The following is a 24611-nucleotide window of genomic DNA, read 5'->3' as shown; positions in this document are numbered from 1 at the left end:
TCACTCCCATTAGCGCAGGGCAAATTTTCCTTGGTAGGAATCTCTGCGCTCCAGCTCATCATCAATTGCATTGAGGACTTCCCATTTTTTTAAACTCCACATTGGTCCAATGATTGAATCCCACGGAGCATCACCGGTCAACCGGTGAATGATAATGTCTTGGGGAATCAGTTCCAATTGATCGCAAATAACTTCCACATAGTCGGCCTTCGACATTAAATGCAGCCGGCCTTCATGATAATCACGAATCATGCGGGTCTTTTTCATTAGATGCATCAAGTGCAATTTAATTCCTTGAATATCAGAATCTAAAATAGTCCGCTTGAGATTTTCAACCATCATTTCTTTAGTTTCACCGGGCAAGCCATTAATTAAATGAGTGCATACTCGGATGTTGTGTTGCCGCAGACGAGCGACACCATCTAAATAAGTTTGGTAATCATGGGCCCGATTAATTAAATTGCTAGTATGTTCAAAAGTGGTTTGCAGACCTAGCTCCACCCACAGATATAGGCGTTGATTTAATTCCGCCAAGTACTCGACGGTTTCTTCAGGCAGACAATCAGGTCGGGTACCGATGGCAATCCCGACAACCCCCGGCAAATTTACAACTTGTTCAAAGCGTTCCCGCAAAACGGCGACTGGTGCATGGGTGTTCGTAAAATTTTGAAAATAAACGATGTACTGTTGTACCTCCGGCCATTTTAGATGCATCTGTGCCACTTCTTTTTCAAATTGCAGCGGCAATGGTGCTTCCGGTGCGACAATCATATCGCCTGAGCCTGAGACACTACAAAAGGTGCAGCCGCCGTGGGCCACGGTACCATCTCGGTTTGGACAATCAAAACCGGCGTCGATAGGAACTTTGAAAATTTTTCCGCCGAACTCTTGCTGCAAAGCATGATTCCAAGTGTAATAGCGTTTGTTTTCTACAAAATTAGCAGTTTTCATAAAATTCATTCCTTACTTCTGCTTGCCAGAAAATTGCCAGACAAAGCGTTGATGATCATAAAAAGGATAGGTGAAAAAGAGCCAAGCTAAACCTAGCGTGTAACCTCCCAGAATATCACTTGGGAAATGAACCCCTAAATAAATCCGACTAGCACCAATTAGTAAAATGAGGATACCTAAAACGACCTGCAACAGACGGGTAATTTTTTTTCCTTCAAGAATTGTCGGCAAAATGAAAATTATGGTGCCATAAAGAATAACGCTTGTTACAGCATGACCACTGGGAAAGCTCAGACTAGTTTCTGTCACCAAATGCTCTAGGGTTGGGCGTTGGCGGTTAAAAAATAATTTTAGCAGCGGGTTTGCGATGCCGGAAATTAAAATGAGATTGGCAGCCAACCAAAGCGTCTGCATATATTTTTTTCCGCGAACAAGGACAAAAGCAATTGCCAATGCTAGAATGATGACGGTAATGGCATTTCCAAATTGGGTTATCCATAAAAAAAAGGAATTCATATTGGGATAGTTGCTGCGAACGACGGCCGTCACCGCATCGTCAAAGCCAGTTAACCAAGTGGGGTAAAATCGAACGACATAGCCTAAAAAGGCGAAAATCAGCAGGGCAAAACTGCCTGCCAGTTGGTAATACATTTTATTTTTCATTTCTTTCCCTCGCTTTTCTACCGCATCATTATAGCACAGCTCATCGCTTTCAAAATAAAATGACAAATGTTACGGCTAGATTAAACTTGTATTACTCGTCGACTAACTGTTTTAGAAGATTTCTAAATTTTATATAATAGATATGGACACTATTAATTATTTATAAGCATTTTAATTCATATAACTTAAAGGGGGTTTGACACATTGGCTTACATATCTAGAAAATCATTATCTGTAGCAACGAAGAAAAAAGGCTTCGGCCCGGTTAAAAGAAGTGCCGCCATTTTAGGAACGGCTGTCATTTCTTGCTCCGTTGCGGTACCGCTAGTAATGCCAGCGGAAACAGCAGAAGCTACTGGGGTTACAGCAACTTCTAGCACAACAAATTTTATCAACTCAATCGCACCTCATGCGAAATCAGTTGCCGCAGCGAATGATTTATATGCGTCTGTTATGATGGCGCAGGCAATTTTGGAAAGTAGTTGGGGCAATAGTGCTTTAGCGAGCGCACCGAATTACAATTTATTTGGTATCAAAGGTTCTTATAACGGTCAAAGCGTGACCATGGCAACATCAGAATATTTAAATAGTACGTGGGTGACGATTAACGCACAATTCCGTCGTTATCCATCCTATGCAGAATCTTTCCAAGACAATGCTTATGTTTTGAAGAATACATCCTTTACTTCTGGCATTTATTTCTATGCGGGAGCTTGGAAGAGCAATACTTCTTCTTATCAAGAAGCGACGGCCTATTTGACTGGCCGGTACGCAACTGATCCAACTTATGCCAGCAAATTAAATCGTTTGATTGAATTATATAATCTCACTCAATATGATACAGGCGGTTCAGGTGGCAGCACCGGTGGCTCATTAGGAGGCGGCGCTAGCTCTGGTGGTTCAAGTTCTTCTGGTTCAGGTTCTTCATCAGGCTCAACTGTTACTGGCCCGACTTATATAGTAAAATCTGGCGATACTTTATACCGCATCGCCTTAAGTTATGGCACAACAGTGGCCAACTTAAAGAGCTGGAATAATCTAAGCAGCGATATGATTTATGTCGGCCAAAGTTTAGTTGTCGGCAATACGGGCTCGTCTAACGAATCATCTTCAAACAATGATTCTTCAAGCTCGAATAATTCTGATGATAATTCTTCTGTTGGCACTGAAACAGATAACAACAGTGGCGGCTCAACAGTTACCGGCACAAGCTACTCTGTAAAGTCCGGTGATACTTTATACCGCATTGCAGTAAATAATAATACAACGGTAGCAAATTTGAAGAGCTGGAATAATTTGACTAGCGACATGATTTATGTCGGTCAAAGTTTGATTGTCTCGACAACAAGTTCCGGCAGTTCAAATAATTCGAGCGGTTCAACTGGGTCGACAAATGATTCATCTTCAAGCACACCGTCAACGGGCGGCAGCTCGACAGTTTCTGGCACAACCTACACAGTTAAATCTGGTGATAATTTATATCGGATTGCCTTAAGTAATAATACGACGGTAGCCAATTTGAAGAGTTGGAATAATTTAACCAGCGATATGATTTACGTTGGCCAAAGCTTAGTTGTTTCAACTAGTGGTTCAGGTTCAACAAACAGCTCTGGCTCCACTTCAAATTCTGCTTCTAGCAATAGTAGCTCCAGCACAGCCAATTCCGGCAGCACTGCGGCAACTGGTTCTTATACAGTCAAAGCTGGCGACAATTTGTACCGAATTGCATTAAACAATGGCACGACAGTCGCAAATTTGAAGAGCTTGAATAACTTAACTAGCGATAATATTTACGTTGGTCAGGTCTTAAAAGTTTCTGGCACAGCAGCAGCTAGTGCAAGTACAAAAGCGGCAGCAACAGCTTCCAGCACAGCAGCGGCTAGCACAAGTGCTAGTGATACCAAAACAGATACAACCTATACAGTTAAAGCCGGTGACAATCTGTACCGGATTGCATTGAACAATAAAACAACCGTTGCTAAACTGATGGAGTTGAATGACTTGAGTAGTGAAGCAGTCACTGTTGGTCAAACTTTAATTGTAGCTGAAACTTATACAGTCAAAGCTGGCGACACGATGTATTCCATCGCCAAAAACAATAATTTATCGGTTGCAGAATTACAAGAGCTGAATAATTTGTCCAACGAGAACATTACAGTGGGACAAGTTTTGAAAATTGCTTAAACTATTTTTCAATTGCCAAGTAGAAATTTATTTGATAAGATACTATCAATTAATTGATACGCATCTATGAAGGATTAGTAAAAAATCTCGGACTTTTTAGAGAGTGCATGGCTGGTGAAAATGCACAGACGGAATTTTTGAACTCACCTTTTAGCATTTTTTCTGAAGCTCTTCAGTAAGAAAAAACGGTCTGGTCCGTTATGCCATCGAGAATTGAGAGTAATCTCAATCAAAATTAGGTGGTACCACGTAAACTATTACGTCCTATAAAAAGAGTCAACAGCTCTTTTTATAGGATTTTTTTTATTTTGCGCTGGGGATTGGACTTAGACATCGTTTCATTTATTTTTAAGGTAGATGGAGTATGTTTTTAAACGAACTAGGATGTCAGTTCTGCTTTTTGCAGAATTTAACTGCTAGCTAGCTGTATAGCAGAATGATATACGTATGAGGCTACTGACAAAATTAAGGAAAGATTTCCTTGGTGGTCTTTGTTTGAAATCTCAGATTGTCAGCACGCATACGATTCGACTAATCGGATTTATTTGGTGAAGTCGAAGTCGCAAATCAAACTAAATTTCTCAAGAGAAATTTATTACATCAAAACGAATTAGGAGGAAGTTTCATGAGTTACGATCACAAGCAGATTGAAAAGAAATGGCAAAAATATTGGGCGAAGCACAATGTTTTTAACACCCATGACGAGAGCGATATGCCGAAGTTTTATGCATTGGATATGTTTCCTTATCCATCTGGGCAAGGGTTACACGTTGGGCATCCAGAGGGCTACACAGCGACAGATATTTTGTCGCGGATGAAACGGGCTCAAGGATATAGTGTCTTACATCCAATGGGGTGGGATGCTTTTGGTCTGCCGGCGGAGCAATATGCGCTAGATACTGGTAATGATCCTGCTGAATTTACGAAAAAAAATATTGAAACCTTCCGTCGTCAAATTAATTCTTTAGGCTTTAGTTATGATTGGAATCGGGAAATTAACACCACTGATCCAGAATATTATAAATGGACCCAATGGATTTTTACCAAAATGTATGAAAAAGGCTTAGCCTATGAAGCTGAAGTTGCGGTGAACTGGGTGCCAGAATTAGGTACAGTGATTGCTAATGAAGAAGTGATTGATGGCAAAAGTGAGCGGGGCGGCTACGATGTTATCCGAAAACCAATGCGCCAATGGATGTTGAAAATTACGGCTTATGCGGACCGTTTACTAGATGATTTAGAAACAGTTGACTGGCCTGAAAGTATTAAAGAAATGCAACGCAACTGGATTGGTCGTTCAGTCGGCGCCAATGTGACTTTTAAAGTTGCCAACAGTAATCATGAATTTACGGTGTTCACTACAAGACCGGATACTTTATTTGGTGCCACTTATGCTGTGTTAGCACCTGAGCTGAGCTTGGTGCAAGAAATTACCACGCCAGAACAAAAAGCTGCTGTCGATGCTTACATCGATGAAGCTTCAAAAAAATCAGATTTAAATCGTACTGATTTGGCCAAAGAAAAAACTGGCGTCTTCACGGGAGCTTATGCCATCAATCCAGTTAACGGCAAAGAAATTCCAATTTGGATTGCGGATTATGTGCTGGCTTCTTATGGAACAGGGGCCATCATGGCGGTACCTGCCCATGACGAACGTGATTATGAATTCGCCAAAGAATTTGGTTTGGATATTGTGCCAGTGCTTGAAGGCGGTGATGTAACGAAGGAAGCCTTTGTCGGCGATGGCCCACATATTAATTCTGATTTTCTAGATGGCTTAAATAAAGAAGAGGCCATCGAAACAATTAATCAATGGCTGGAAGAAAAAAATGTCGGCAAAAAAGAAATCAGTTACCGTCTGCGGGACTGGTTGTTCTCCCGCCAACGCTATTGGGGTGAACCAATTCCAATTATTCATTGGGAAGATGGCACGACTACTGCTTTACCGGAAGAAGAATTGCCGTTGAAATTACCAAAGACTGATAATATTCAACCAAGCGGCACAGGTGAATCACCGTTAGCCAACATTAGCGAATGGATTAATGTAGTTGATCCGGAAACTGGTAAAAAAGGTCGCCGGGAAACTAACACGATGCCACAATGGGCAGGCAGCTCGTGGTATTACCTGCGCTTTATCGATCCCCATAATAAATATGTTTTAGCTGATTATGATAAATTAGAACGCTGGTTGCCAGTCGATATTTATATCGGTGGGGCTGAACATGCTGTCTTGCATTTGCTTTATGTACGCTTCTGGCATAAATTCTTATATGATATCGGTGTCGTGCCAACGAACGAGCCCTTCCAAAAATTATACAATCAAGGGATGATTCTCGGTCAAAGTTTCCGTGATAGCCGTGGGGCGCTAGTGCCGACCAATATGGTAGAAAAACGTGGCAATGACTGGGTTAATATTGAAACCGGTGAGGCATTAGAGGAAGCGCCAGCCAAAATGAGTAAATCATTGAAGAATGTTGTCAATCCTGATGATGTGATTGAAACATACGGTGCCGATACTTTGCGGATGTACGAAATGTTCATGGGACCATTGGATGCTTCAATTGCTTGGAGTGAAAATGGTTTGGAGGGCAGTCGGAAATTCTTGGACCGGGTTTGGCGTTTATTGGTGGACGAAAACAATAAAATGCGGGACCGCATCACCACCTTCAACGACGGTCAATTAACGAAGGTCTATCATCAAACGGTGAAAAAAGTCACTGAAGATTTTGAAAATCTGCATTTTAACACAGCGATTTCACAATTGATGGTTTTTGTAAATGAAGCCTATAAAACGGATGTCCTGCCTTTTGAATATGTCGAAGGCTTTGTCCAATTATTAGCGCCGATTGCTCCCCACATCAGTGAAGAATTGTGGGCCATTTTAGGCAATACAGAAGGCATTTCTTATGTGCCGTGGCCAACTTATAATCCAGCTGAACTGGTGGAAGATCAAGTTGAGGTTGTCTTTCAAGTCAACGGAAAAGTTCGCTCAAAGGCCGAAGTTTCTCGAGACATAGAGCAGGCTGCCCTTGAAGAAATTGCTTTGGCAGATGCTGGGATTCAAGAATATATTGAAGGCAAAACAGTGCGTAAAATTATTGTCGTGCCAAATAAACTGGTTAATATTGTAGCTAACTAGTGTAAATAAAAAAATACCCAGCTATCAAAACGAATCTGAAAGCTGCTGTGCTTTAAATGCAGCAGCTCAGATTGTGGATAGCTTGGGTATTTTTATTTACTTTTAAAAAGTTTACCAGCTTTCTAATGGGAATTTTTTCCAAGTATTTTCAGCGATACAGACATACCAATAATTATCATCCCAACAAAATTCTCCCTGTTGACCAGCTTCAGTTGAGGAAGCAATGGTTCGTTTTTCTGCTAAACGAATAGTGTCACCTTCGACATGTAGTGGGCTCGTCGGTGAAGAGGTGTTGATGCCGACGTTGCTAGTCGAACGCTCCGCAAATAACGGCGTACTTTTATATTCCCCAGCATCTGTATAATTAATCACTCGGAAATTTGAACCGGCATCATTACCGGTCTCCTCACTGCCGTCAATGCCCACCGCAAATCTGCGGTCAGCATTTGTTGAATGGGTTCCAGAGCTAAATTTGACTGTCCGGTCGCTGCCGGTTTCGCCTTCGACATAAATGCCTTTATTGGAAGCGACAAATTTTTCGGTTGTGCGGACATACATTTCGTCCAGCGGAACACCGTAAGCGTTCGGTTCATTAAAGGTTCCGTAGGGCATTTCTAAAACAGTTTGCAGCTGGCCCGTTTCATCAGGAATTTCAAAGGAAGTATGATTATGCCAAGAAGGATTTTCCTCAGTGCTGTCATTGGCCTCCCCATGACTGACCATCCAAAAAGTGGTCCGCGGCGACAAGTCGTCTTCCAAATAATCCTCCCGAAAAGCAATCGCACCTTTTGCTTGCGAATCTTTTAAATCAATGCGAATGACCTCACCAAAATGAGCCGGCTCGCCGGATTCGCTAGTCCTTTGCGCTTTTTGATAAGACTCCAGTTGCAATCGTCCTGTGCTGTCAAAACTGTTTAATCCTCCCTCATCTGTTGACGGAATCAAAACAGTTGATGGCTCCTCACTGATTTTTGAAGTTGTTTCGGCTGTTGTTGTTGTCTCGCAAGCGGTCAAGACCCCCACTGCTAACAAACCGATTGCTGATACAATGACCCTTTTTTTCATTTTAAACGCCCCTTTTTCATTCTTTGTCTAAAATGTTAGCCGAAGTGAAATTCTTATGCAAGACAATTATAATTATTTTTTGTGAATTTAGATTATTTTTTTGTTGGTTTAGGAAAAAAATCCGAAAATAAGCTTGATATAAATTTAATATCGAAATCGAAACCTCATTTTAATAGAATAAAACAGTTTGCTTTTGGTTTTCTCAAAAATATTTACTTTCTAAAGCGGTCAAGTGCGCTTTTATAAAAGACTTTTAACAAAGTTGAGGAAGTCTTTTATTTTTCCTTTATTTTTAGTATAGTAAAGACTTGATAAGCGTGTGAGTTTTTACACGAATGCTGCAGTTAATCAAGAAAGTTGGTACCTGAATCTATGGAAACTTCAAACCGACCACTAACTAATCAGGAGAAGATGGCCCGTGGCTCTGCCTGGATGACCATCAGTAATATTACTTCTAGGTTGTTAGGCGCCATTTATATTATCCCTTGGATTGCCATGATGGGGGAAAATGGCAATGCTGCCAATGGCCTTTTCAATATGGGCTATAATTTTTACGCTTTATTTTTAATGATTTCTTCAGCGGGGATTCCTTCGGCGATTGCCAAGCAGACTGCCCATTACAATTCACTAAATGAATACGGAGTTAGTCGCCGCCTTTTTTATAAAGCTTTAAAAGTGATGGCGATTTTCGGAGTCGTTGCTGGCGGCTTGATGTATCTGGCCTCTCCTTTGTTAGCCGATTTATCCGGCGGCGGTGAGGAATTAATTCCGGCGCTGCATTCCTTAAGTGCAGCCGTGATTATTTTTCCGGTGATGGCGGTTATTCGAGGCTTTTTCCAAGGAAATCAAGATATGTTTCCTTTTGCCCTTTCGCAAATTGTCGAACAAATTGCCCGCGTGTTTTACATGCTGCTGGCAACATTTATCATTATGCAGGTGATGAATGGGAATTATTTAGATGCCGTGACACAATCAACCTTTGCTGCTTTTGTCGGCATGATTGGCAGCTTTGCGGTGCTGTTGTATTTTTTACAGCGGCAGAAAATTACTTTGGATGTCTACGTGGAACACAGTGACAATCAGCTTTCCATTTCTGAGAACTCACTGCTAATTCAAACAATTAAACAAGCGGTGCCATTTATTGTCGCTGGTTCTGGGATTACAATTTTTAAATTGGTGGACCAAGGAACCTTTATTCGTTTTATGGGGATGTTGACAGATTATAGTCAAAAGGAATTAATTAGTCTTTTTTCTATCTTCAGTGCCAATCCTGATAAGCTGACGATGGTGGTAATTGCTTTGGCGACTTCGCTGGCTTTGGCGAGCCTGCCGCTGATTACTGAATCTTTTACTTTAAAAAGTCATCATGAGCTGGCTAAATTAGTGAGTAATAATTTTCAGCTCTTTGCCTTTGTGATGTTCCCTTCAACATTAGGAATGATTGCCCTAGCATACCCGTTAAATACATTGTTTTATTCACCAGACCCGTTAGGCAGCAATGTTTTAATTGAAGCTAGTATCGTCGGCTTGGTTTTAGGTTTGTACACGATGGTTTCTTCAATGCTCCAGGGTTTGTATGAAAACAAATTAACAGTCAAATATTTACTCTATGGTTTGCTGGTCAAAGTGATTTTGCAGATTCCAATGATTTGGCTCTTTGAAGTGTATGGTCCGCTAATTGCGACGTTTGCCGGTTTTGCTGTCACCTGTTACTTTATTGTCAAAAAAATTCATGAAGTGACCCGCTTCAATCGCCTACTGACGCTACGGCGAATGACCTTGATTACGATTTTCACCGCTATCATGACAGTTGCTGTGATGCTTGTTAAACACCTGACGTATTTTGTGCTCGACCCAAGCAGCAAGGTGCAAAGCTTAGTCATTATTTTAATCGTAGCAGCGGTTGGCGCAGCCCTATATGGTTATATGGCTTTAGCTAGTGGGTTAGCGGAAAAATTATTAGGCCGCAATACCGTTTCTGGTTTGAAACGCCGCCTGCACATTAAATAAATGTTTGAACCAGTCTTGAATTTAAGGCTGGTTTTTTTCGTGGAAAAAGGAACAAATAGTTTCGCTTTTTTTCTACAACAGATTTCTTTGTCATACTATTTCTTGTAACAAAGAAAATTCGTTTCCTTTGATTTAGGTAAGGGAGCTAAAAAATGGAGGATGAAAATTATGAATACAAAAGGGATTATGGGTTTTTATTTTATTGCGGGGATTGGTTGCGGTGGCTTTACAATTTTATTGTTCTGGCGAATTTTACAAAACTTAGCAACTGTGGCGATGACGGAAATTGCTTTAGCCTTTTTATTTTTAATAGTATCGGGCTTAGCGATGATTCAATTTAAAATGGTCAGTGCTCAGCTACCAAAGGCTAAGGTTCAAGAAAATTAATAAAACTCGTGGAGCAATCTGGCGGAAGCTAAAGCGCCTTTTAAAATTAGACGAACATCTAACTTTTGAAAGGCGCTGAAATCAGCCAATTGCACCACGAGTTTTTTGTTTAATCCGATAAGTCTTCAATAAAATGAGTGGGGTATTTCTCCCAATAGCCTTGATAAGTTTGGCTGCTATCTGAAAAATTCAATTGATACAGACGAAATATAACTAAAGTATTTTTAGGCTGACACAGTTCTTGATAGGAATATTGATAGCTCATACCCAGCTTTTGCATAACTTTTCCGCTGGCAGGATTTTCAACATCATGAGTCGCAGTAATAAACGGAAGATTACTTTCTTTAATATGGGCAACAGCCTTTTGCGCAGCTTCAGTGACGATTCCTTGATTCCAAAATTCGCGGCGTAATCCGTAGCCAAAATCGTGGGCGTCCTCAGCACTCAAGGTGAGATAGCCGATGGGTAAATTGTTCTCCTTCAAACAAATGGCCCAATAAATTCCTATGGGCTGCTGCATCTGGGGCAAAATTTTTTCTTGATAAAAATTTTCAGCTTCCGCCAAATCCTGCAAAGGAAACCAAGGGAGAAAACGATTTACGATAGGATCCTCCATAATTTGCAATAGCGCTTGTAAATCGGTCGGGTCCGCAGAAAAATTGCGGAGAATTAATCTTTCAGTTTCCAACATCATCTGATCCTCATTTCAAAATAATTTCCTTTAGTTTACCAAAAAAACTTGTTTTGACGGTTAATTTTTTACAAAATGTTTCACGTGAAAACAATTGAGGCGGAATAAAAAGTTTCAGCAGATTAAATTGTGGTATACTGCAAAATTATAAAGACAGTTTCTTTTGCCGGTAAATGCTGGCTGCTGAAACACAGCAAGAAAGGATTTAGATGGATGCGTTTAGATAAATTTTTAGCTGCGGCGAATTTTGGCAGCCGTAAAGAAGTCAAGCAGCTGATAAAACAAAAGCAGGTAGCCGTTGACGGAAAAATAGTGATCAGCGACAAGCAGCAGGTCTCTGAGGATAATCAAATTACCGTTGCCGGCGAGCCGGTCCATTATCAAGAATATTATTATTATCTATTGAATAAGCCCGCTGGCGTAATTTCGGCCACGGAGGACCCGGTCCATAAAACAGTTTTGGATTTATTAGGCAGTCAGCGGCGCAAAGATTTATTTCCGGTTGGGCGTTTGGATAAAGACACCGAGGGGTTGCTATTGATTACCAATGATGGTCAACTGAGCCACGAGCTTTTGTCACCGAAAAAACATGTGGAGAAAGAATATTTTGCTAAGGTAGCCGGTCAGATGACAGCGACAGATATTGCAAGTTTTCAAGCAGGGATTACTTTGAAAAATGAAGGACAGCTGCAGCCAGCCGATTTAAAAATCTTGGCGGTTAATCAAGAGGCAGACACCTCCGAAATTTCCTTAGTCATCCATGAGGGGAAATTTCATCAGGTCAAGCGGATGGTTCACGCCGTTGGCAAAGAGGTGACGTATTTGCAGAGAACCAGAATGGGCAGCTTAGTTTTGGACCCGAGCCTAGCCCTTGGTGAATTTCGTGAATTAACGGACAAAGAATTAGCAGAGCTGCAAAATTTTACTAAAGGGTCAAACTAATTTTTATCGAGAATTGAGCAAGGTAAAAACTTTATTGGATTTTCTGTTTTTTAGAAAGGATATTTTTCACATTAACGAACTATGATAAATATTTTTGTGAAAATTTTGATTGCAGCGAATATCCAGCAATGAAACTTACTCAGTAAGATTTTGTTTCTCTTGTAGGACTATTTTTCCGATTTTTAAATTATGTTATCATTAATTTAATGGAAAATTCTGAAGAAAAGTCGAGAAAGAGGTGGCGTGATGAGTGGCGAAGTAAGTTGTTGGGAAGCTTTGGGAATTAATGAAACAAGCAATCAGCGGGCAATAAAAAAAGCCTACGCTAAAGTATTGAAAACTCTTGATTTGGAAAGCCAAGTTAGCGAGTTTCAGAAATTAAAAAGGGCGTTGGATGAAGCTCTTGTCTTGGCTAAAGCAGCTACTAGTGACGATGAACTGTCGGAATCAACGGCGGAAAATTTTTTTGACGATTTAGTGATTTCTGAGACCACAGACAAGGCAGTGGAGCCGGGAATTTCTAATGAGAGTTATGGAGAAAAATCAGAATTACATCCGCCGTTTTCTCAGCGGTTTTTAGCTTTCTTAAATCAAAAAGCCTATTTTGCAGATGTAACTGCTTGGAGAGAGTTGTTAGAGACAAATGATGCGGCCAACATTGAAGACATGATGGCCAAACAGGAATTGCTGCTAAATTTTTTGGGACAAAATTTTATACTGCTGTCCCATGAAATTCGGCTTTATTTGATTGATTATTGTCAAGCGGAGGATCAAAACAGCCTGTCAACGATTCCTCAAGGGATGCTGACCTTTATCAAGGAGTATCCGGATTTTGGTTTTGATTTTTGGCAGGAGATTGCACCAGAGTATCGAGAAACTTATTTTTCTCAACGGGATCAAGTCTTTCAATTAATCTCTTCTAAAGTGCCACTGGCGGCTTTGTCAGCTCGGGTCCAGTCCTGTCTAGATATTTATGAAGGTGACTCGCTAGTGTATCTTTTAGCTGCTTATCTTTTTGTGCTGGATGACTTCCGCCTGCAAAATGGCGAGAACTTAAATCAACTGCAACTATTGCTTTCTAAAGGCGATGACGACCATCAATGGCGTTACTTGAAAGATTATTTGCTCTTTGTAATGGAAGCCCGCTCGCAGGGAACAGCAGCCCGAGCCAGTCTTTTAGAAAAAGCCGACTTCTTTTATCAAACACCGCCAAAGGAAGTACCGTTAGCAGTTTATCGTCTGACCAGTGGCTACGTAGCTTTTCTGCTCTCCAATCATGAAGAGGCCCGCAAATGCTGGTACGCTTATGAAAATACTTACCGCTTATGTTTAAATCCACGGGAACGGGAATTTATTAAGCCGATTGCTACGAGAAATGCTGTGGCGGCTACTGAGGAACCAGAGTCTGGCAGAAAATATTGGGGACTAGGCTTTGTGGTAGCCGGAGTTTTAGGAATTATCCGGCTGCTGATTATGTAAGTTAAAAAGTACCGTTGGTTTAATTTTTATTTCAATAAATTTTTCCCTTAAGGTCGTAATGGTTAGAGTTGCTAATTTTGAATTAACAATCGATGGCCGTGCTCTCATCCTAGTTTTGTCAAACTTCAGTTCACCCACTACCTGGTTGGAACTGAAGTTTGTTTGTTTTTCTACAGTGAATAGGATATTATTTCCAATAACGTGTAAAAATTTGCTACACTTACATAAAAGGAGTTATTTTAGGAGGTTAACACATTGTCTACTGTGAAAAAGAAATTATCGCTAGCCGGTTTGCTGGTGGCGATGGGGGTTGTGTACGGCGATATCGGAACCAGTCCCCTCTATGTAATGAAGGCGTTGGTGGAAGACAATGGCGGCATTGCCAATATTGATTCCGATTATATTATCGGCTGTGTGTCGTTGGTTTTTTGGACACTGACACTGTTGACCACCGTCAAGTATGTCATGATTGCTTTAAACGCGGATAATCACGGCGAGGGTGGTATTTTTTCTCTGTACACTTTGGTGCGGAAAAAAAGTAAATATCTAATCATTCCTGCGATGATTGGTGGAGCTGCCCTGCTGGCAGATGGTGTGTTGACACCGGCTGTGACAATTACCACGGCGATTGAAGGTCTGCGGGGACTGCAACCGTTCTTAGATAAATTTGGCTATGATCAAAACATTATCGTGATTATTACCTTAGTTATTATTTTGATTTTATTTTCAATTCAGCGATTCGGAACAGAATTTGTCGGCAAGGCATTCGGTCCGATTATGTTTTTGTGGTTTACCTTTATCGGTGTGGTAGGACTGATGTATTTCAGCCAAGACTTTACCTTAATTCGAGCGCTAAATCCCTATTACGCCTTCCGTTTGCTCTTTAGTCCGGAAAATAAAATGGGAATTTTTATTCTCGGCAATGTCTTCTTGGCAACAACTGGGGCGGAGGCTCTCTATTCTGATTTGGGGCATGTTGGTAAAACCAATATCCGCATCAGTTGGCCTTATGTTAAAATTTGTTTGCTCCTAAGTTATTTCGGGCAAGCGGCATGGCTGATTAATGTGCAAAATGATACCAGTCTGCAAAATATTGAAAGCTTGAATCCTTTTTTCCAAATGATGCCCGGAGCTTTGCGGGTCGTCGGAGTGGTCTTTGCGACAATCGCTGCCATCATTGCATCACAAGCACTGATTTCCGGTTCATTTACGTTGGTTTCAGAGGCAATTAAATTAAAATTATTGCCCCGCTTGAAAATTTTATATCCCGGCAATAGCATCGGTCAAATGTATATTCCAGCGGTTAATTTAATTTTATGGGTGGCCTGTTCGCTAATTGTCATCACCTTTAGAACCTCGACCCACATGGAAGCGGCATATGGACTGTCGATTACTGTGACAATGTTAATGACGACGATTCTCTTGTACTTCTATTTGATTCAAAAGGGCGCCAATCCAATTTTTGCCCATCTGGTGACGTTGTTCTTTGGCTTGATTGAGAGTGTCTTTTTCATTTCCAGCGTGACAAAATTTTTCCACGGTGGTTATGTAGCGGTGGCGATGGCTTTGGTGATTCTTTCGATTATGTTTATTTGGGAGCGCAGCAATATTATTCAGCAAAATGCGGTTGATGAAGTCGATATCAAAGATTATTTGCCGCAGATTAAAAGTCTGCGGGAAGACCATGATTTGGATTTATATCAAACCAACGTTGTCTTTTTAGTGCCGCAGTTGGAAGGGGATAATATCGACAAGCGCTATATGTATTCGATTTTAGATAAACGACCAAAACGAGCGAAGGTGTATTGGTTTGTGAATGTCGTGGTAACAGATGAGCCTTATACGAAGGAATATTCTGTAGATATGATGGGCACAGATTATATTGTCAAATTGAAACTCTATCTGGGCTTCCGCATTTCGCAAAATATTAATATTTATTTGCGGCAAGTAATTACCGAATTAATGGCACAGGGACGTCTACCGATGCAGCCGCAAAAATACACGATAACTCCTGGTCGAATTGTCGGAGATTTCCGTTTTGTCTTAATTACCGAAGAATTATCCAATGTGACCAATATTGACAACTGGTCGCGGCAAATTGTTCAAGCAAAACTCTTTATCAAACGCCACACAATGTCCCCTGAAAGTTGGTTTGGTTTAGTTTATTCCGATGTGACTTACGAAACAGTGCCGCTTTCCATCGGCACCACCCGCCGTTCAATTTTATTGGAGCGCAAGGAAGGCAAATCTGAAAAAGAATAATTTGGTTGAACTGCTTTTTCTAAAAGGAAAAGGCGCCAATGCTGTTAAACTGAGAAATCAGTTTGGAGCATTGGCGCCTTTTTTTATTTTATTTCTTGTTCTAATGACAATTGCTGCTGAGCATCCAATTGGCGCAGCTTCTTAATTGCTTTGAAGAAGGAGAAGAGCAAAATGACTACGGAGCCAATCCAAGCTAATGGGGAGGCTGCAGCCGCTCCGGCGTAGCCGAAGAGGGAAGTTAGCACCAGTGCTGCTAAAGAACGCATAATCAACTCCATAATGCCGGCAATCGTCGGCACGACACTTTGGCCTAAACCTTGCAGCGTGTAACGGACAATAAATAAAGTTGCTAACACCCAATATAGAGAGCCATTGATAATAAAATAAATTTGCGCTAAATCGAATACTTCGGTATCTGACTGAGGGACGAAGAGTCCAACTAAGGCCCGTCCGAAAATAATAATCAAAGCACCGGCTAAAATACTGAAACTGCCGCTGAGAATTAACGTTTGTTTGGCACCGGTTAAGATGCGGCCGTATTTTTTGGCACCGTAATTTTGTGCGGTAAAAGTCGCCATGGCTACCCCGAAGGACATCATCGGCTGCATCGAGATTTGATCAATCCGGCTAGCGGCCGCTTGAGCCGCTACCTCTTTTGTTCCCAAACTGTTGAGAGCACTTTGCAAAATTACTGCGCCAATGGCAATAATCGAAGACTGAAAGCCCATCGGCAAAGCAACATTTAAGTGTTCTCGGAAATCCTGTTTGCTTAATTGAAAATCTTTACGTCGCAATTGCAGGTTCGGAATTTTGCGTTTGATATAAATAAAACAGCCGAGACTGGCAGCTAGCTGCGCAATCACCGTTGCGTAACCGGCACCGGCAACCCCCATGTGAAAAGTCGTGATAAAGACGATGTCCAGCACGACATTGATAATCACCGCTACAATTAAGAAAACCAGGGGCGTGCGGCTGTCGCCTAAAGCCCGCAGCATATTTGATAGTAAATTATAGGCCATCGCTGCAAAAATTCCGCCAAGAATCACTTGAATAAATTCTTGTGACTGGTCAATAATTTCCGCCGGTGTTTGCATCAAAATCAATAATGGCCTTAGAAAAATCAGACTTAAAGCGGTCAAAATTATCGTGACAATTAAGCTGATGATACTGCTCGTGGCAAAGCTGCGTTTAACTCCCCGCAAGTCTTGAGCGCCGTATCGTTGGGCCGTGATAATGGCCAGTCCGGAAGTCATCCCCTGAGCAAAACCAATAATCAAAAAACTGATACTGCCGGTGGCTCCAACAGCAGCTAAAGAATTGGTTCCCAGAGTCTGGCCTACGATAATCATGTCCACCATATTGTAAAATTGCTGAAAAATATTTCCAATCAATAAAGGAATCGTAAATAGAAAAATTAATTTAATCGGTGTTCCCGTCGTTAAGTCCCGCATCTTTTTTCCCCGTGATTTTTACTTTTGCAACTAGAATACTAGCATAATAGCTAAACATTTCAAGACAGTAGTCCAAACTTTTTGAAAGAATTTTCAAAAAATAACCAAAAAAATTTTTTCGAAATATTGTCAAAAATTCCCAGTAAATTAAAAATACTGGGAAAAACCAAAAAAAGCGGGGAAATATCTTCCACCGCTCATTGGTTTATCAGTTGCTCGTTGCTATTTAGTTTTGACTTAGCGCTGTTTAATTTCTCTTGGCAGCAGGATTGTTTCCCGGGTGCCATCGTCATAGGCCTGTACTTCTGAAGGTAAACCATCTACATATCTAAACGGTAAGTCTACTGTCATGTCTACATCGGTTTCTGCTTCGGTGTAACCCATTGTCACCGAGCCTTTATTGTCCATAATGGTAAAGGATAATAAGTTGTTTAAAGGAAAAACTCCTTTTAAATTAAAATCAATAATATACCAGACACTGTCTATCAGTTCTCCGGGCATACTAGAGACAACTCCAACAGAGGCATAGCGGCTGCGGTTATTGTCAAAGGCTTCAAACATAGTCAATTCCTCCCTCGTTTGAAAAGTATTGAGAAGGTTCCTCAATTAGATGTGTTAATCATAATCAATGGCCTTTGAAATTGCAATCAAAGCGCTTTGGCGAAACCGCTGACAAAAATAATTATTTCAAAAAAAAACAACTTTGCATTTTCGCAAAGTTGTTTAGTCTTTAAAAATTATTCAGCATCTTCACCAATTACTTCTGGTTCAGCAGCTGCTTCAGTGGTTTCTGGTTCGTCGTTGACAATTGTTTCTACAACTGCTGCAATTTGTTCTTCAGCAGGAGTGACAACAGTGTAGTCAGCGTGTTTAGGTAGGTCAGCTACTGAGATAGAATCGCCGATTTCTAAAGCTGTCACATCGACTTCAACACGTTCAGGTAATTTGTCTGGAGTTGCAGAAACGACAACAGTGTATAAGTTTTGGGCTAAAGTACCGCCAGCTTTCACACCAGCTGCTTCGCCGATTAAGGAAACTTCGGCTTCAACTTCTGTTTCTTCTTTCATGTTTACAGCTAAAAATTCAACATGCTTGATTTTGCCGTTGAAGGTATCTAATTGTGTGCTGTGAACGAGTGAATTAACTTTTTGACCTTTGACATTCATTTCAAAAACGGCATTAGCACCATTTTGACGCAACAATTTTTCTAAGTTTGCTGAATCAACAGAGATAGGTGTGCTTTCGATTTGATAGCCATAAACAACCGCAGGAATGCGGCCTTCATGACGTAATCTGTTTCTTTCTGAACGGGGACGAACTGCTCTTTCTTGAACTTCCAATGATACTGACATAACTTACTTCCTCCTTAAAAATTGACTGTCTAGTTTTTGACAGATTTTATTTAAGTGAATTGTTTCAGTTATTCTCTTGCACGTGAAGTGTGGTTGGCGTACAATTACGCAAAGAGGCAATTGTGTAAAATACACAACTGCCCCTTGAAAGTTTGAGTTCAACTTTTCTCCACCAGGTCATTACGCTGTGTTGAGAAACTATATTCACTTTACGTATTTAACCGTAACCCTTATTTAGCAAACAGTCAAGGGATACGCTAATTATTAAAGATTTTCAAAAGAAATAGGTTTTACTGATGCGTTTAGACAAATTAATTGAGATAGTTGAGAGAGCTTCCCGCACCGAGATTAAACGACTGCTAAAAAGTCGTCAGGTGTTAATCGATGGGGAGCCTGAACTAAATGGCAACCGCAATGTTGATAGCCAACTTCATCGAATTGAAGTGGCGGGGAAACCTGTGTGGACCAATCATGTTTACTATTTAATGAATAAGCCTGCCGGGATTGTTACGGCAGTTTCTGATATAAATAAAAAAACGGTCATAGATTTGCTTGCGCCAGATGATTATCGACGGGAAATTTTCCCAGTAGGACGCTTAGATCGTGATACTGAAGGATTAGTTTTTTTAACCGACAACGGTCCTTTAGGCTATGCTTTAGCTCAAGCAAAATTTCAAGTAGCTAAAGTTTATGAAGCTGTAATAAACGAAGAAGTGACACAAGCAGATGTCACCGCCTTTTTTGAAGGGATTATTTTTTTAGACGGCACCAGATGTCGTCCTGCCCAATTAGAAATTTTAAGTGCAGCCTTGGGGGAAAGCCGAATTCGCTTAACCATTGATGAAGGCAAGTACCATCAAGTAAAGAAAATGTTTTTAGCCCGTGGCAAAAAAGTCACTTATTTGAAGCGGCTTCAACTAGGCCCTTTACTCTTAGATAACAATTTAGCGCCAGGCGAATATCGCAGCCTAACCTTACTAGAATTACAACATTTGCGGTCTTTCTTTTAAACTTACGAATTCCTAAAGGAGACCACCAAATATGCGCTATAATACATTACTATTCGACGTAGATGATACTTTATTAGATTTCCAAGCAACTGAAAAGCAAGCACTGACAAAATTATTTGCAACCGAGGGACTGACCCTGTCTCCGGATTTAGAAGAACAATACAAAACGATGAACCACGGATTGTGGGCGGCCTTTGAGCGGGGGGGAAAGACCCGTGATGAAGTCGTTAATCAACGCTTCGGCATCTTTTTTGAAGCCCTGGGGGTAAGAGTCGACAGCGTTGAGTTAGAAAATCGTTACCGAAAATTTTTAGAAGAAGGTCATGATTTATTAGGCAACAGCTATCAAATTGTGGCAGATTTGAGTACAAAAGCGGACCTGTATGTGGTGACCAATGGCGTGTCACAAACCCAATACCGCCGCTTAACCGATGCAAGACTATTACCATTTTTTAAAGAGATTTTTGTTTCAGAGGATACAGGTTATCAAAAACCAATGAAGGAATACTTTGATTACGTCTTTGCCAGAATTCCTAATCTAGATAAAAGCGACACCGTGATTATCGGCGACTCTTTGAGTTCTGATATCAAAGGGGGCATTGTGGCGGGCATTGACACGATTTGGCTCAACAGCAAATCCGAACAGGCCAGCAATGAGATTCACCCGACCTACACGATTAACCAGCTTGAAAGTATTTACCGAATTTTAGAAAATTAATGCTGTAGCAAGTAGTATTTCTGAAGATTTTCGCTATAATAAATCTAGCGAAAAATTCAGTGAAAGAGGTATTGAAATAAATGGCAAAGTCCAAACCGATTATTATTGGCGTCACCGGTGGCTCAGGTAGCGGCAAAACCAGCGTCAGCCGCTCGATATATAATAATTTTCCTAACCATTCGATTATGATGTTGGAACAGGATTCCTATTATAAAGATCAGAGTCATTTGGCGTTTGAGGAGCGTTTGAAAACCAATTACGACCATCCTTTTGCCTTTGATACAGATTTGTTAATCGAGCATTTAAGCAAATTGCTAAGCTATCAAACGATTGAAAAGCCAGTCTATGACTATGTGAACCACACCCGCAGTCAAGAAGTAATTATTCAAGAGCCAAAGGAAGTTATTATTTTAGAAGGTATTTTAATTTTAGAAGATGAACGCCTGCGGGATTTGATGGACATTAAGTTATACGTAGACACGGATGATGATATTCGGATTATTCGTCGGATTAAACGAGATATGGATGAGCGGGGCCGGACGTTAGACTCGGTTATTGAGCAATATCTCTCCGTTGTGAAGCCGATGTATCACATGTTTATTGAGCCAACCAAACGTTATGCCGACGTGATTGTGCCTGAAGGCGGCGAAAATGCGGTGGCGATTGATTTAATCAATACCAAAGTCGAAAAAGTTTTAACCGAGCATCTTCGGGAAGGAGCGAAGTAAATGATTCGCTACGGCATTTTAAGTACTGCTCAAGTAGTCCCACGCTTTGTGGCGGGGGTCAAAGAGGTGCCGGATTGCGAGGTCTACGCCATCGCCTCAAGAAGCTTGGCGCTAGCTGAAAAAATGGCTCAAGAATTGGAGATTCCCTACGCCTATGGCAGCTATCAGGCTCTTTGTCAAGACGAGCAAGTCGATATCGTTTACATTGCTACTTACAATCAAGGGCACTATCCCGCAGCAAAACTGGCTTTAGAAAATAATAAGCCGGTTTTATTAGAGAAGCCTTTTACTTTGACAAGTGCTGAAGCAGAGGAACTCTTTGCTTTGGCTGAAGAAAAAAACTTATTTTTAATGGAGGCCCAGAAGGCGGTCTTTTTGCCGACCGCAAAATTAATCAAAGAATTTATCGCCTCTGGAAAATTAGGAGCGTTGCACTGGATTCAATCCAAAACCGCCTATCCAAATATCGATCATGTCAGCTGGTTTCGCTCGTTGGCAGCCGGTGGCGGAGCCTTGCACGGCGCTGGTTTTTATCCAGTGGAGTATTTGCAATACATTTTGGACCAGCCGATTACAGCCTTTAGCGGCAACGCTGTTTTCCCTAAAGAGCAATCCGACAGCCAGTTTAATTTGACGCTGACCTTTGGCGAGCAACTATTGGCAAATATTTTTATCACAGTCGATTTTGCGACAGATAATCAAATGATCATTTACGGCGATTTAGGTCGGATAGAAATAAGTGATTTTTGGAAGACGAAAACGGCGAAAATAATTTATAATTCTGGCGAGACAGCACTGCTCACCAGTGACTTCACCAGCGAATTTGCCTTTGAAGTGGCCCATGTCAACCACTGTTTGACAGAAGGTTATTTGACGAGCCCACTGATGACCAAAGACATCACCTTAACGACAGTTAAAATGGTGGAAAGCTTGTACTATCAGTGGTTATCTAAGTAGGAGGCACGATTATGCTAGTGAAAAAAAGAGTTCAAACGCCGGCGGAGGTAACGCAGTTGCTGCCGGAATTGCAAGAAATTTGGCAAGAGGTCTTTACGCCAATTATTGGTGCGGAGCAAGTAACTTATATGTTGCAAACTTATCAGTCCAAAGAAAATATTTTAGCTGAAATTGCTAGAGGTGTTGAATATTACTTATTATTCAACCAAGAAAAAGTCGTTGGCTACACAGCTTTTGATTTTCAAGGGGAGCAATTATATCTCAGCAAGATTTATTTGAAGGCGGCTTCTCGCGGACAAGGCTTATCCTCTGAATTATTCGCATGGTATGAAGAGGTGGCTAGAAAAGCCGGTATAAAAAAATTATACTTGCGGGTAAATCAGCACAACCAGCAAGCTGTTGCGGTCTATCAACATAAAGGCTTTCAATTAATCAAGACGCAGGTGGATGAAATTGGCGTCGGTTTTGTAATGGAAGATTATATTTTCGAAAAAAGCCTAGATTAGTAGGGCTATTTGTGTTACAGTCTATCTTATGCGACGAGTCGAGTAAGCTATGACATTTTTTGTAAGACATTAGTCTTGTTTAATTTGTTCAAAATAGCGAATTGACAGCAGGAGTACAAGTCTTTTGACAGCTGCCGGATTGCAGCCGTACTGGACAGGGAATTTTGTGGAGAAAGAACTGTCTAAAGTTTTGCTGATTTATTTCAGGGAAATTTTATTGCGGGAACACAACTGCCTTTTTCGGTGGTTGTGTTTTTTTGTTTCAGATAATTTCTTAGTTGAAACAAATTTTGGTGGGTTAGTTGAATTTATCTTTTCTCCAGAGATTGATTTTTGTTTATGGACATTTTTTGCCACTAAAAAGAATGAACTTTTTTTGTATTCTTGTTTTTCAAATTATCAAAAATATTCAAAACGCTATAGTGAATTTTGATTGAAAAAATTAAAAATAATTTTATCGTGTTATTTAATTTATAATATCTATGTTTTTTATTTGAGGAAATTACTACTTATAAGAGGTGCCATATGCAGATTTTTATCGACGGCGATGGATCGCCAGTCAAAGATGATGTGATTGAGCTGGCGGGGCAGGCTGGCTTTTTTGTGACGATTGTCACCAGTGTTGATCACTATACTGAAAAAAAATATCCGGATTTTGTCTCAATTGTCTATGTTGACAAAGGTTTAGATTCAGCGGATTTCAAAATTGTCGGCTTGATTCAAAAAGGCGATCTCTTAATCACTCAAGATTACGGACTGGCTTCGCTAGTTTTAGGGAAAGGTGTTCGTGTCTTACACCAAACCGGTTTGGAATTCACCCAGCAAAATATTGAAAATATGTTGGAGGCCCGCTATTATGGTGCAAAGGTCCGGCAAGCAGGCGGCCGCACAAAAGGCCCTAAGCCTTACAGCAAAGAAGACCGTCAACACTTCCGCCAAGCTCTGTCAAATATTTTACTTCCAGAGCAATAAATTTTTCTGAAGCAGAAAAACTTTTATGGTAGAATATGGTGAACTTACGCAGATTCAAAGTTAAAAATTGAATCGAGACTGGAGGAAATCTCGTTTTGAAAATTTATTTATTATATGGAGGAAAAAGTGCCGAGCATGATGTCTCAATCATGTCCGCTTTTTCAGTACTCAACGCAATTTATTTCAATTATTATCAAGTGCAGCTGGTGATGATTACCAAGCAGGGCCAATGGTTGAAGGGACCTTTATTAACTGAGGCACCTGAAACGGCAGCTGAATTGGACTTGGTTGCGCTAAATAATGGCGAAGAAATAAACCCTGGTATGATTAAAGATGAAAATGGAATTGTTTTTCCAGTTCTTCACGGTCCTAACGGCGAAGACGGAACAATTCAAGGATTTTTGGAAACCTTGAACATGCCTTATATTGGCGCCGGTGTGATGACGAGCGCCACAGCGATGGATAAAATTATGACCAAATATGTTCTGCAGGCGGCGGGAATTCCTCAAGTTCCTTATGTCTCAGTGTTGGCGTCTCAATGGAAGGAAAATCCTAAGCAGGTTTTTGATGAATGTGAAGGAGCTTTGTTGTATCCGATGTTTATTAAGCCAGCCAATCTAGGCTCTAGCGTCGGCATTTCAAAGGCGGAAAATCGTCAAGAGTTACAAAAAGGTCTATTGGAGGCTTATCAATACGATTCCCGCGTTATCGTCGAACAAGGGATTGAAGCCCGTGAAATTGAAGTAGCTATTTTAGGAAATGAAGATGTGCGCACCACTTTGCCGGGGGAAATTGTAAAAGATGTGGCCTTTTATGATTATGATTCAAAATATATCGACAATAAAATTGAGATGGCGATTCCCGCTCAGGTGCCGCCGGAGGTTGCTGCCAAAGCCCGCTCTTACGCTGAAAAAGCTTATGTAATGCTAGGCGGCGCCGGTTTAAGCCGCTGCGATTTTTTCTTGACGGCTCAAAACGAATTATTTTTAAATGAATTAAATACGATGCCTGGCTTCACCCAATTCAGCATGTACCCTTTGCTGTGGGAAAATATGGGCGTCAAATACAGCGACTTAATTGAAGAGCTAATTCAATTAGGCTTAAATCGTTTTAAACAGCGTCAGAATTTTTTTGAATAGGTAGC

The 24611-nt window shown here is 40.8% G+C and carries 21 protein-coding genes and 1 other annotated feature; of the genes, 14 read left to right on the top strand and 7 right to left on the bottom strand.

Features of this window, described 5'->3' with window-relative positions:
• Positions 1-9: 9 nt before the first annotated feature.
• Together ORH16_RS13390 and ORH16_RS13385 are read right to left on the bottom strand one after the other, a co-directional pair.
• Positions 10-951, bottom strand: a complete 942-nt coding sequence (locus ORH16_RS13390) for a TIGR01212 family radical SAM protein (protein ID WP_265459354.1) — start codon at positions 949-951, stop codon at positions 10-12.
• Positions 952-963: 12 nt separating this feature from the next.
• The gene (locus tag ORH16_RS13385; protein WP_265459353.1) at positions 964-1614 is read right to left on the bottom strand and encodes a phosphatase PAP2 family protein; all 651 of its coding nucleotides are present in this window, start codon (positions 1612-1614) and stop codon (positions 964-966) included.
• A gap of 204 nt (positions 1615-1818) precedes the next feature.
• On the opposite strand from ORH16_RS13385, the gene ORH16_RS18915 reads away from it, so the two are divergent.
• A complete protein-coding gene (locus tag ORH16_RS18915) occupies positions 1819-3798 on the top strand; it encodes a muramidase family protein (protein ID WP_322597306.1) in 1980 nt (659 codons plus the stop codon).
• A gap of 54 nt (positions 3799-3852) precedes the next feature.
• Positions 3853-4068: a binding site (T-box leader), on the top strand.
• Between the two features lie 355 nt (positions 4069-4423).
• Entirely contained in the window at positions 4424-6937 is a 2514-nt protein-coding gene (gene leuS, locus ORH16_RS13370) for a leucine--tRNA ligase (protein ID WP_265459352.1), read from the top strand.
• Between the two features lie 111 nt (positions 6938-7048).
• On the opposite strand, the gene ORH16_RS13365 is transcribed toward leuS, so the two are convergent.
• Positions 7049-8002 (bottom strand): hypothetical protein, encoded by a 954-nt coding sequence (locus tag ORH16_RS13365; RefSeq protein ID WP_265459351.1) that lies wholly within the window; start codon positions 8000-8002, stop codon positions 7049-7051.
• A gap of 372 nt (positions 8003-8374) precedes the next feature.
• Here ORH16_RS13365 and ORH16_RS13360 point away from each other — a divergent pair, with 372 nt between their 5' ends.
• On the top strand, positions 8375-10012 hold the full coding sequence (locus ORH16_RS13360; RefSeq protein WP_265459350.1) for a putative polysaccharide biosynthesis protein: 1638 nt from the start codon (positions 8375-8377) through the stop codon (positions 10010-10012).
• Between the two features lie 168 nt (positions 10013-10180).
• The gene (locus ORH16_RS13355) at positions 10181-10399 is read left to right on the top strand and encodes a hypothetical protein (protein ID WP_265459349.1); all 219 of its coding nucleotides are present in this window, start codon (positions 10181-10183) and stop codon (positions 10397-10399) included.
• A 109-nt stretch (positions 10400-10508) separates the two neighbouring features.
• Here ORH16_RS13355 and ORH16_RS13350 read toward each other — a convergent pair whose 3' ends face one another.
• Positions 10509-11093 (bottom strand): GNAT family N-acetyltransferase, encoded by a 585-nt coding sequence (locus ORH16_RS13350; RefSeq protein ID WP_265459348.1) that lies wholly within the window; start codon positions 11091-11093, stop codon positions 10509-10511.
• A 210-nt stretch (positions 11094-11303) separates the two neighbouring features.
• On the opposite strand from ORH16_RS13350, the gene ORH16_RS13345 reads away from it, so the two are divergent.
• The 3 genes from ORH16_RS13345 to ORH16_RS13335 all read left to right on the top strand — a co-directional run bounded on the left by ORH16_RS13345 (position 11304) and on the right by ORH16_RS13335 (position 15773).
• On the top strand, positions 11304-12032 hold the full coding sequence (locus ORH16_RS13345) for a pseudouridine synthase (protein WP_265459347.1): 729 nt from the start codon (positions 11304-11306) through the stop codon (positions 12030-12032).
• A gap of 246 nt (positions 12033-12278) precedes the next feature.
• The gene (locus ORH16_RS13340) at positions 12279-13511 is read left to right on the top strand and encodes a hypothetical protein (RefSeq protein WP_265459346.1); all 1233 of its coding nucleotides are present in this window, start codon (positions 12279-12281) and stop codon (positions 13509-13511) included.
• Positions 13512-13814: 303 nt separating this feature from the next.
• Positions 13815-15773 carry a KUP/HAK/KT family potassium transporter gene (locus ORH16_RS13335; RefSeq protein WP_265459566.1) on the top strand — a complete coding sequence of 653 codons (1959 nt, stop codon included), beginning with the start codon at positions 13815-13817 and terminating at the stop codon, positions 15771-15773.
• An 83-nt stretch (positions 15774-15856) separates the two neighbouring features.
• Here ORH16_RS13335 and ORH16_RS13330 read toward each other — a convergent pair whose 3' ends face one another.
• The 3 genes from ORH16_RS13330 to ORH16_RS13320 all read right to left on the bottom strand — a co-directional run bounded on the left by ORH16_RS13330 (position 15857) and on the right by ORH16_RS13320 (position 18576).
• On the bottom strand, positions 15857-17224 hold the full coding sequence (locus tag ORH16_RS13330) for an MATE family efflux transporter (protein WP_265459345.1): 1368 nt from the start codon (positions 17222-17224) through the stop codon (positions 15857-15859).
• A 237-nt stretch (positions 17225-17461) separates the two neighbouring features.
• Positions 17462-17785 carry a DUF960 domain-containing protein gene (locus ORH16_RS13325; RefSeq protein ID WP_265459344.1) on the bottom strand — a complete coding sequence of 108 codons (324 nt, stop codon included), beginning with the start codon at positions 17783-17785 and terminating at the stop codon, positions 17462-17464.
• A gap of 176 nt (positions 17786-17961) precedes the next feature.
• Positions 17962-18576, bottom strand: coding sequence for a 50S ribosomal protein L25/general stress protein Ctc (locus tag ORH16_RS13320; protein WP_265459343.1), 615 nt, complete (start codon positions 18574-18576; stop codon positions 17962-17964).
• Positions 18577-18872: 296 nt separating this feature from the next.
• On the opposite strand from ORH16_RS13320, the gene ORH16_RS13315 reads away from it, so the two are divergent.
• From ORH16_RS13315 to ORH16_RS13285, 7 genes are all read left to right on the top strand, one after another.
• The gene (locus ORH16_RS13315) at positions 18873-19586 is read left to right on the top strand and encodes a 16S rRNA pseudouridine(516) synthase (RefSeq protein WP_265459342.1); all 714 of its coding nucleotides are present in this window, start codon (positions 18873-18875) and stop codon (positions 19584-19586) included.
• 31 nt (positions 19587-19617) lie between these two features.
• A complete protein-coding gene (locus tag ORH16_RS13310; RefSeq protein ID WP_265459341.1) occupies positions 19618-20304 on the top strand; it encodes a YjjG family noncanonical pyrimidine nucleotidase in 687 nt (228 codons plus the stop codon).
• Between the two features lie 80 nt (positions 20305-20384).
• On the top strand, positions 20385-21032 hold the full coding sequence (gene udk / locus ORH16_RS13305) for a uridine kinase (RefSeq protein ID WP_265459340.1): 648 nt from the start codon (positions 20385-20387) through the stop codon (positions 21030-21032).
• On the top strand, positions 21033-21989 hold the full coding sequence (locus ORH16_RS13300; protein WP_265459339.1) for a Gfo/Idh/MocA family protein: 957 nt from the start codon (positions 21033-21035) through the stop codon (positions 21987-21989).
• An 11-nt stretch (positions 21990-22000) separates the two neighbouring features.
• Positions 22001-22495, top strand: a complete 495-nt coding sequence (locus ORH16_RS13295) for a GNAT family N-acetyltransferase (protein ID WP_265459338.1) — start codon at positions 22001-22003, stop codon at positions 22493-22495.
• A gap of 525 nt (positions 22496-23020) precedes the next feature.
• Positions 23021-23467, top strand: a complete 447-nt coding sequence (locus tag ORH16_RS13290; RefSeq protein WP_265459337.1) for a YaiI/YqxD family protein — start codon at positions 23021-23023, stop codon at positions 23465-23467.
• 95 nt (positions 23468-23562) lie between these two features.
• Positions 23563-24606 (top strand): D-alanine--D-alanine ligase, encoded by a 1044-nt coding sequence (locus ORH16_RS13285; protein WP_265459336.1) that lies wholly within the window; start codon positions 23563-23565, stop codon positions 24604-24606.
• Positions 24607-24611: the final 5 nt, after the last annotated feature.

The organism is Enterococcus sp. HY326 (assembly GCF_026157065.1).
GTDB lineage: Bacteria > Bacillota > Bacilli > Lactobacillales > Enterococcaceae > HY326.
This window is presented reverse-complemented; position numbering and strand designations above follow the sequence as displayed.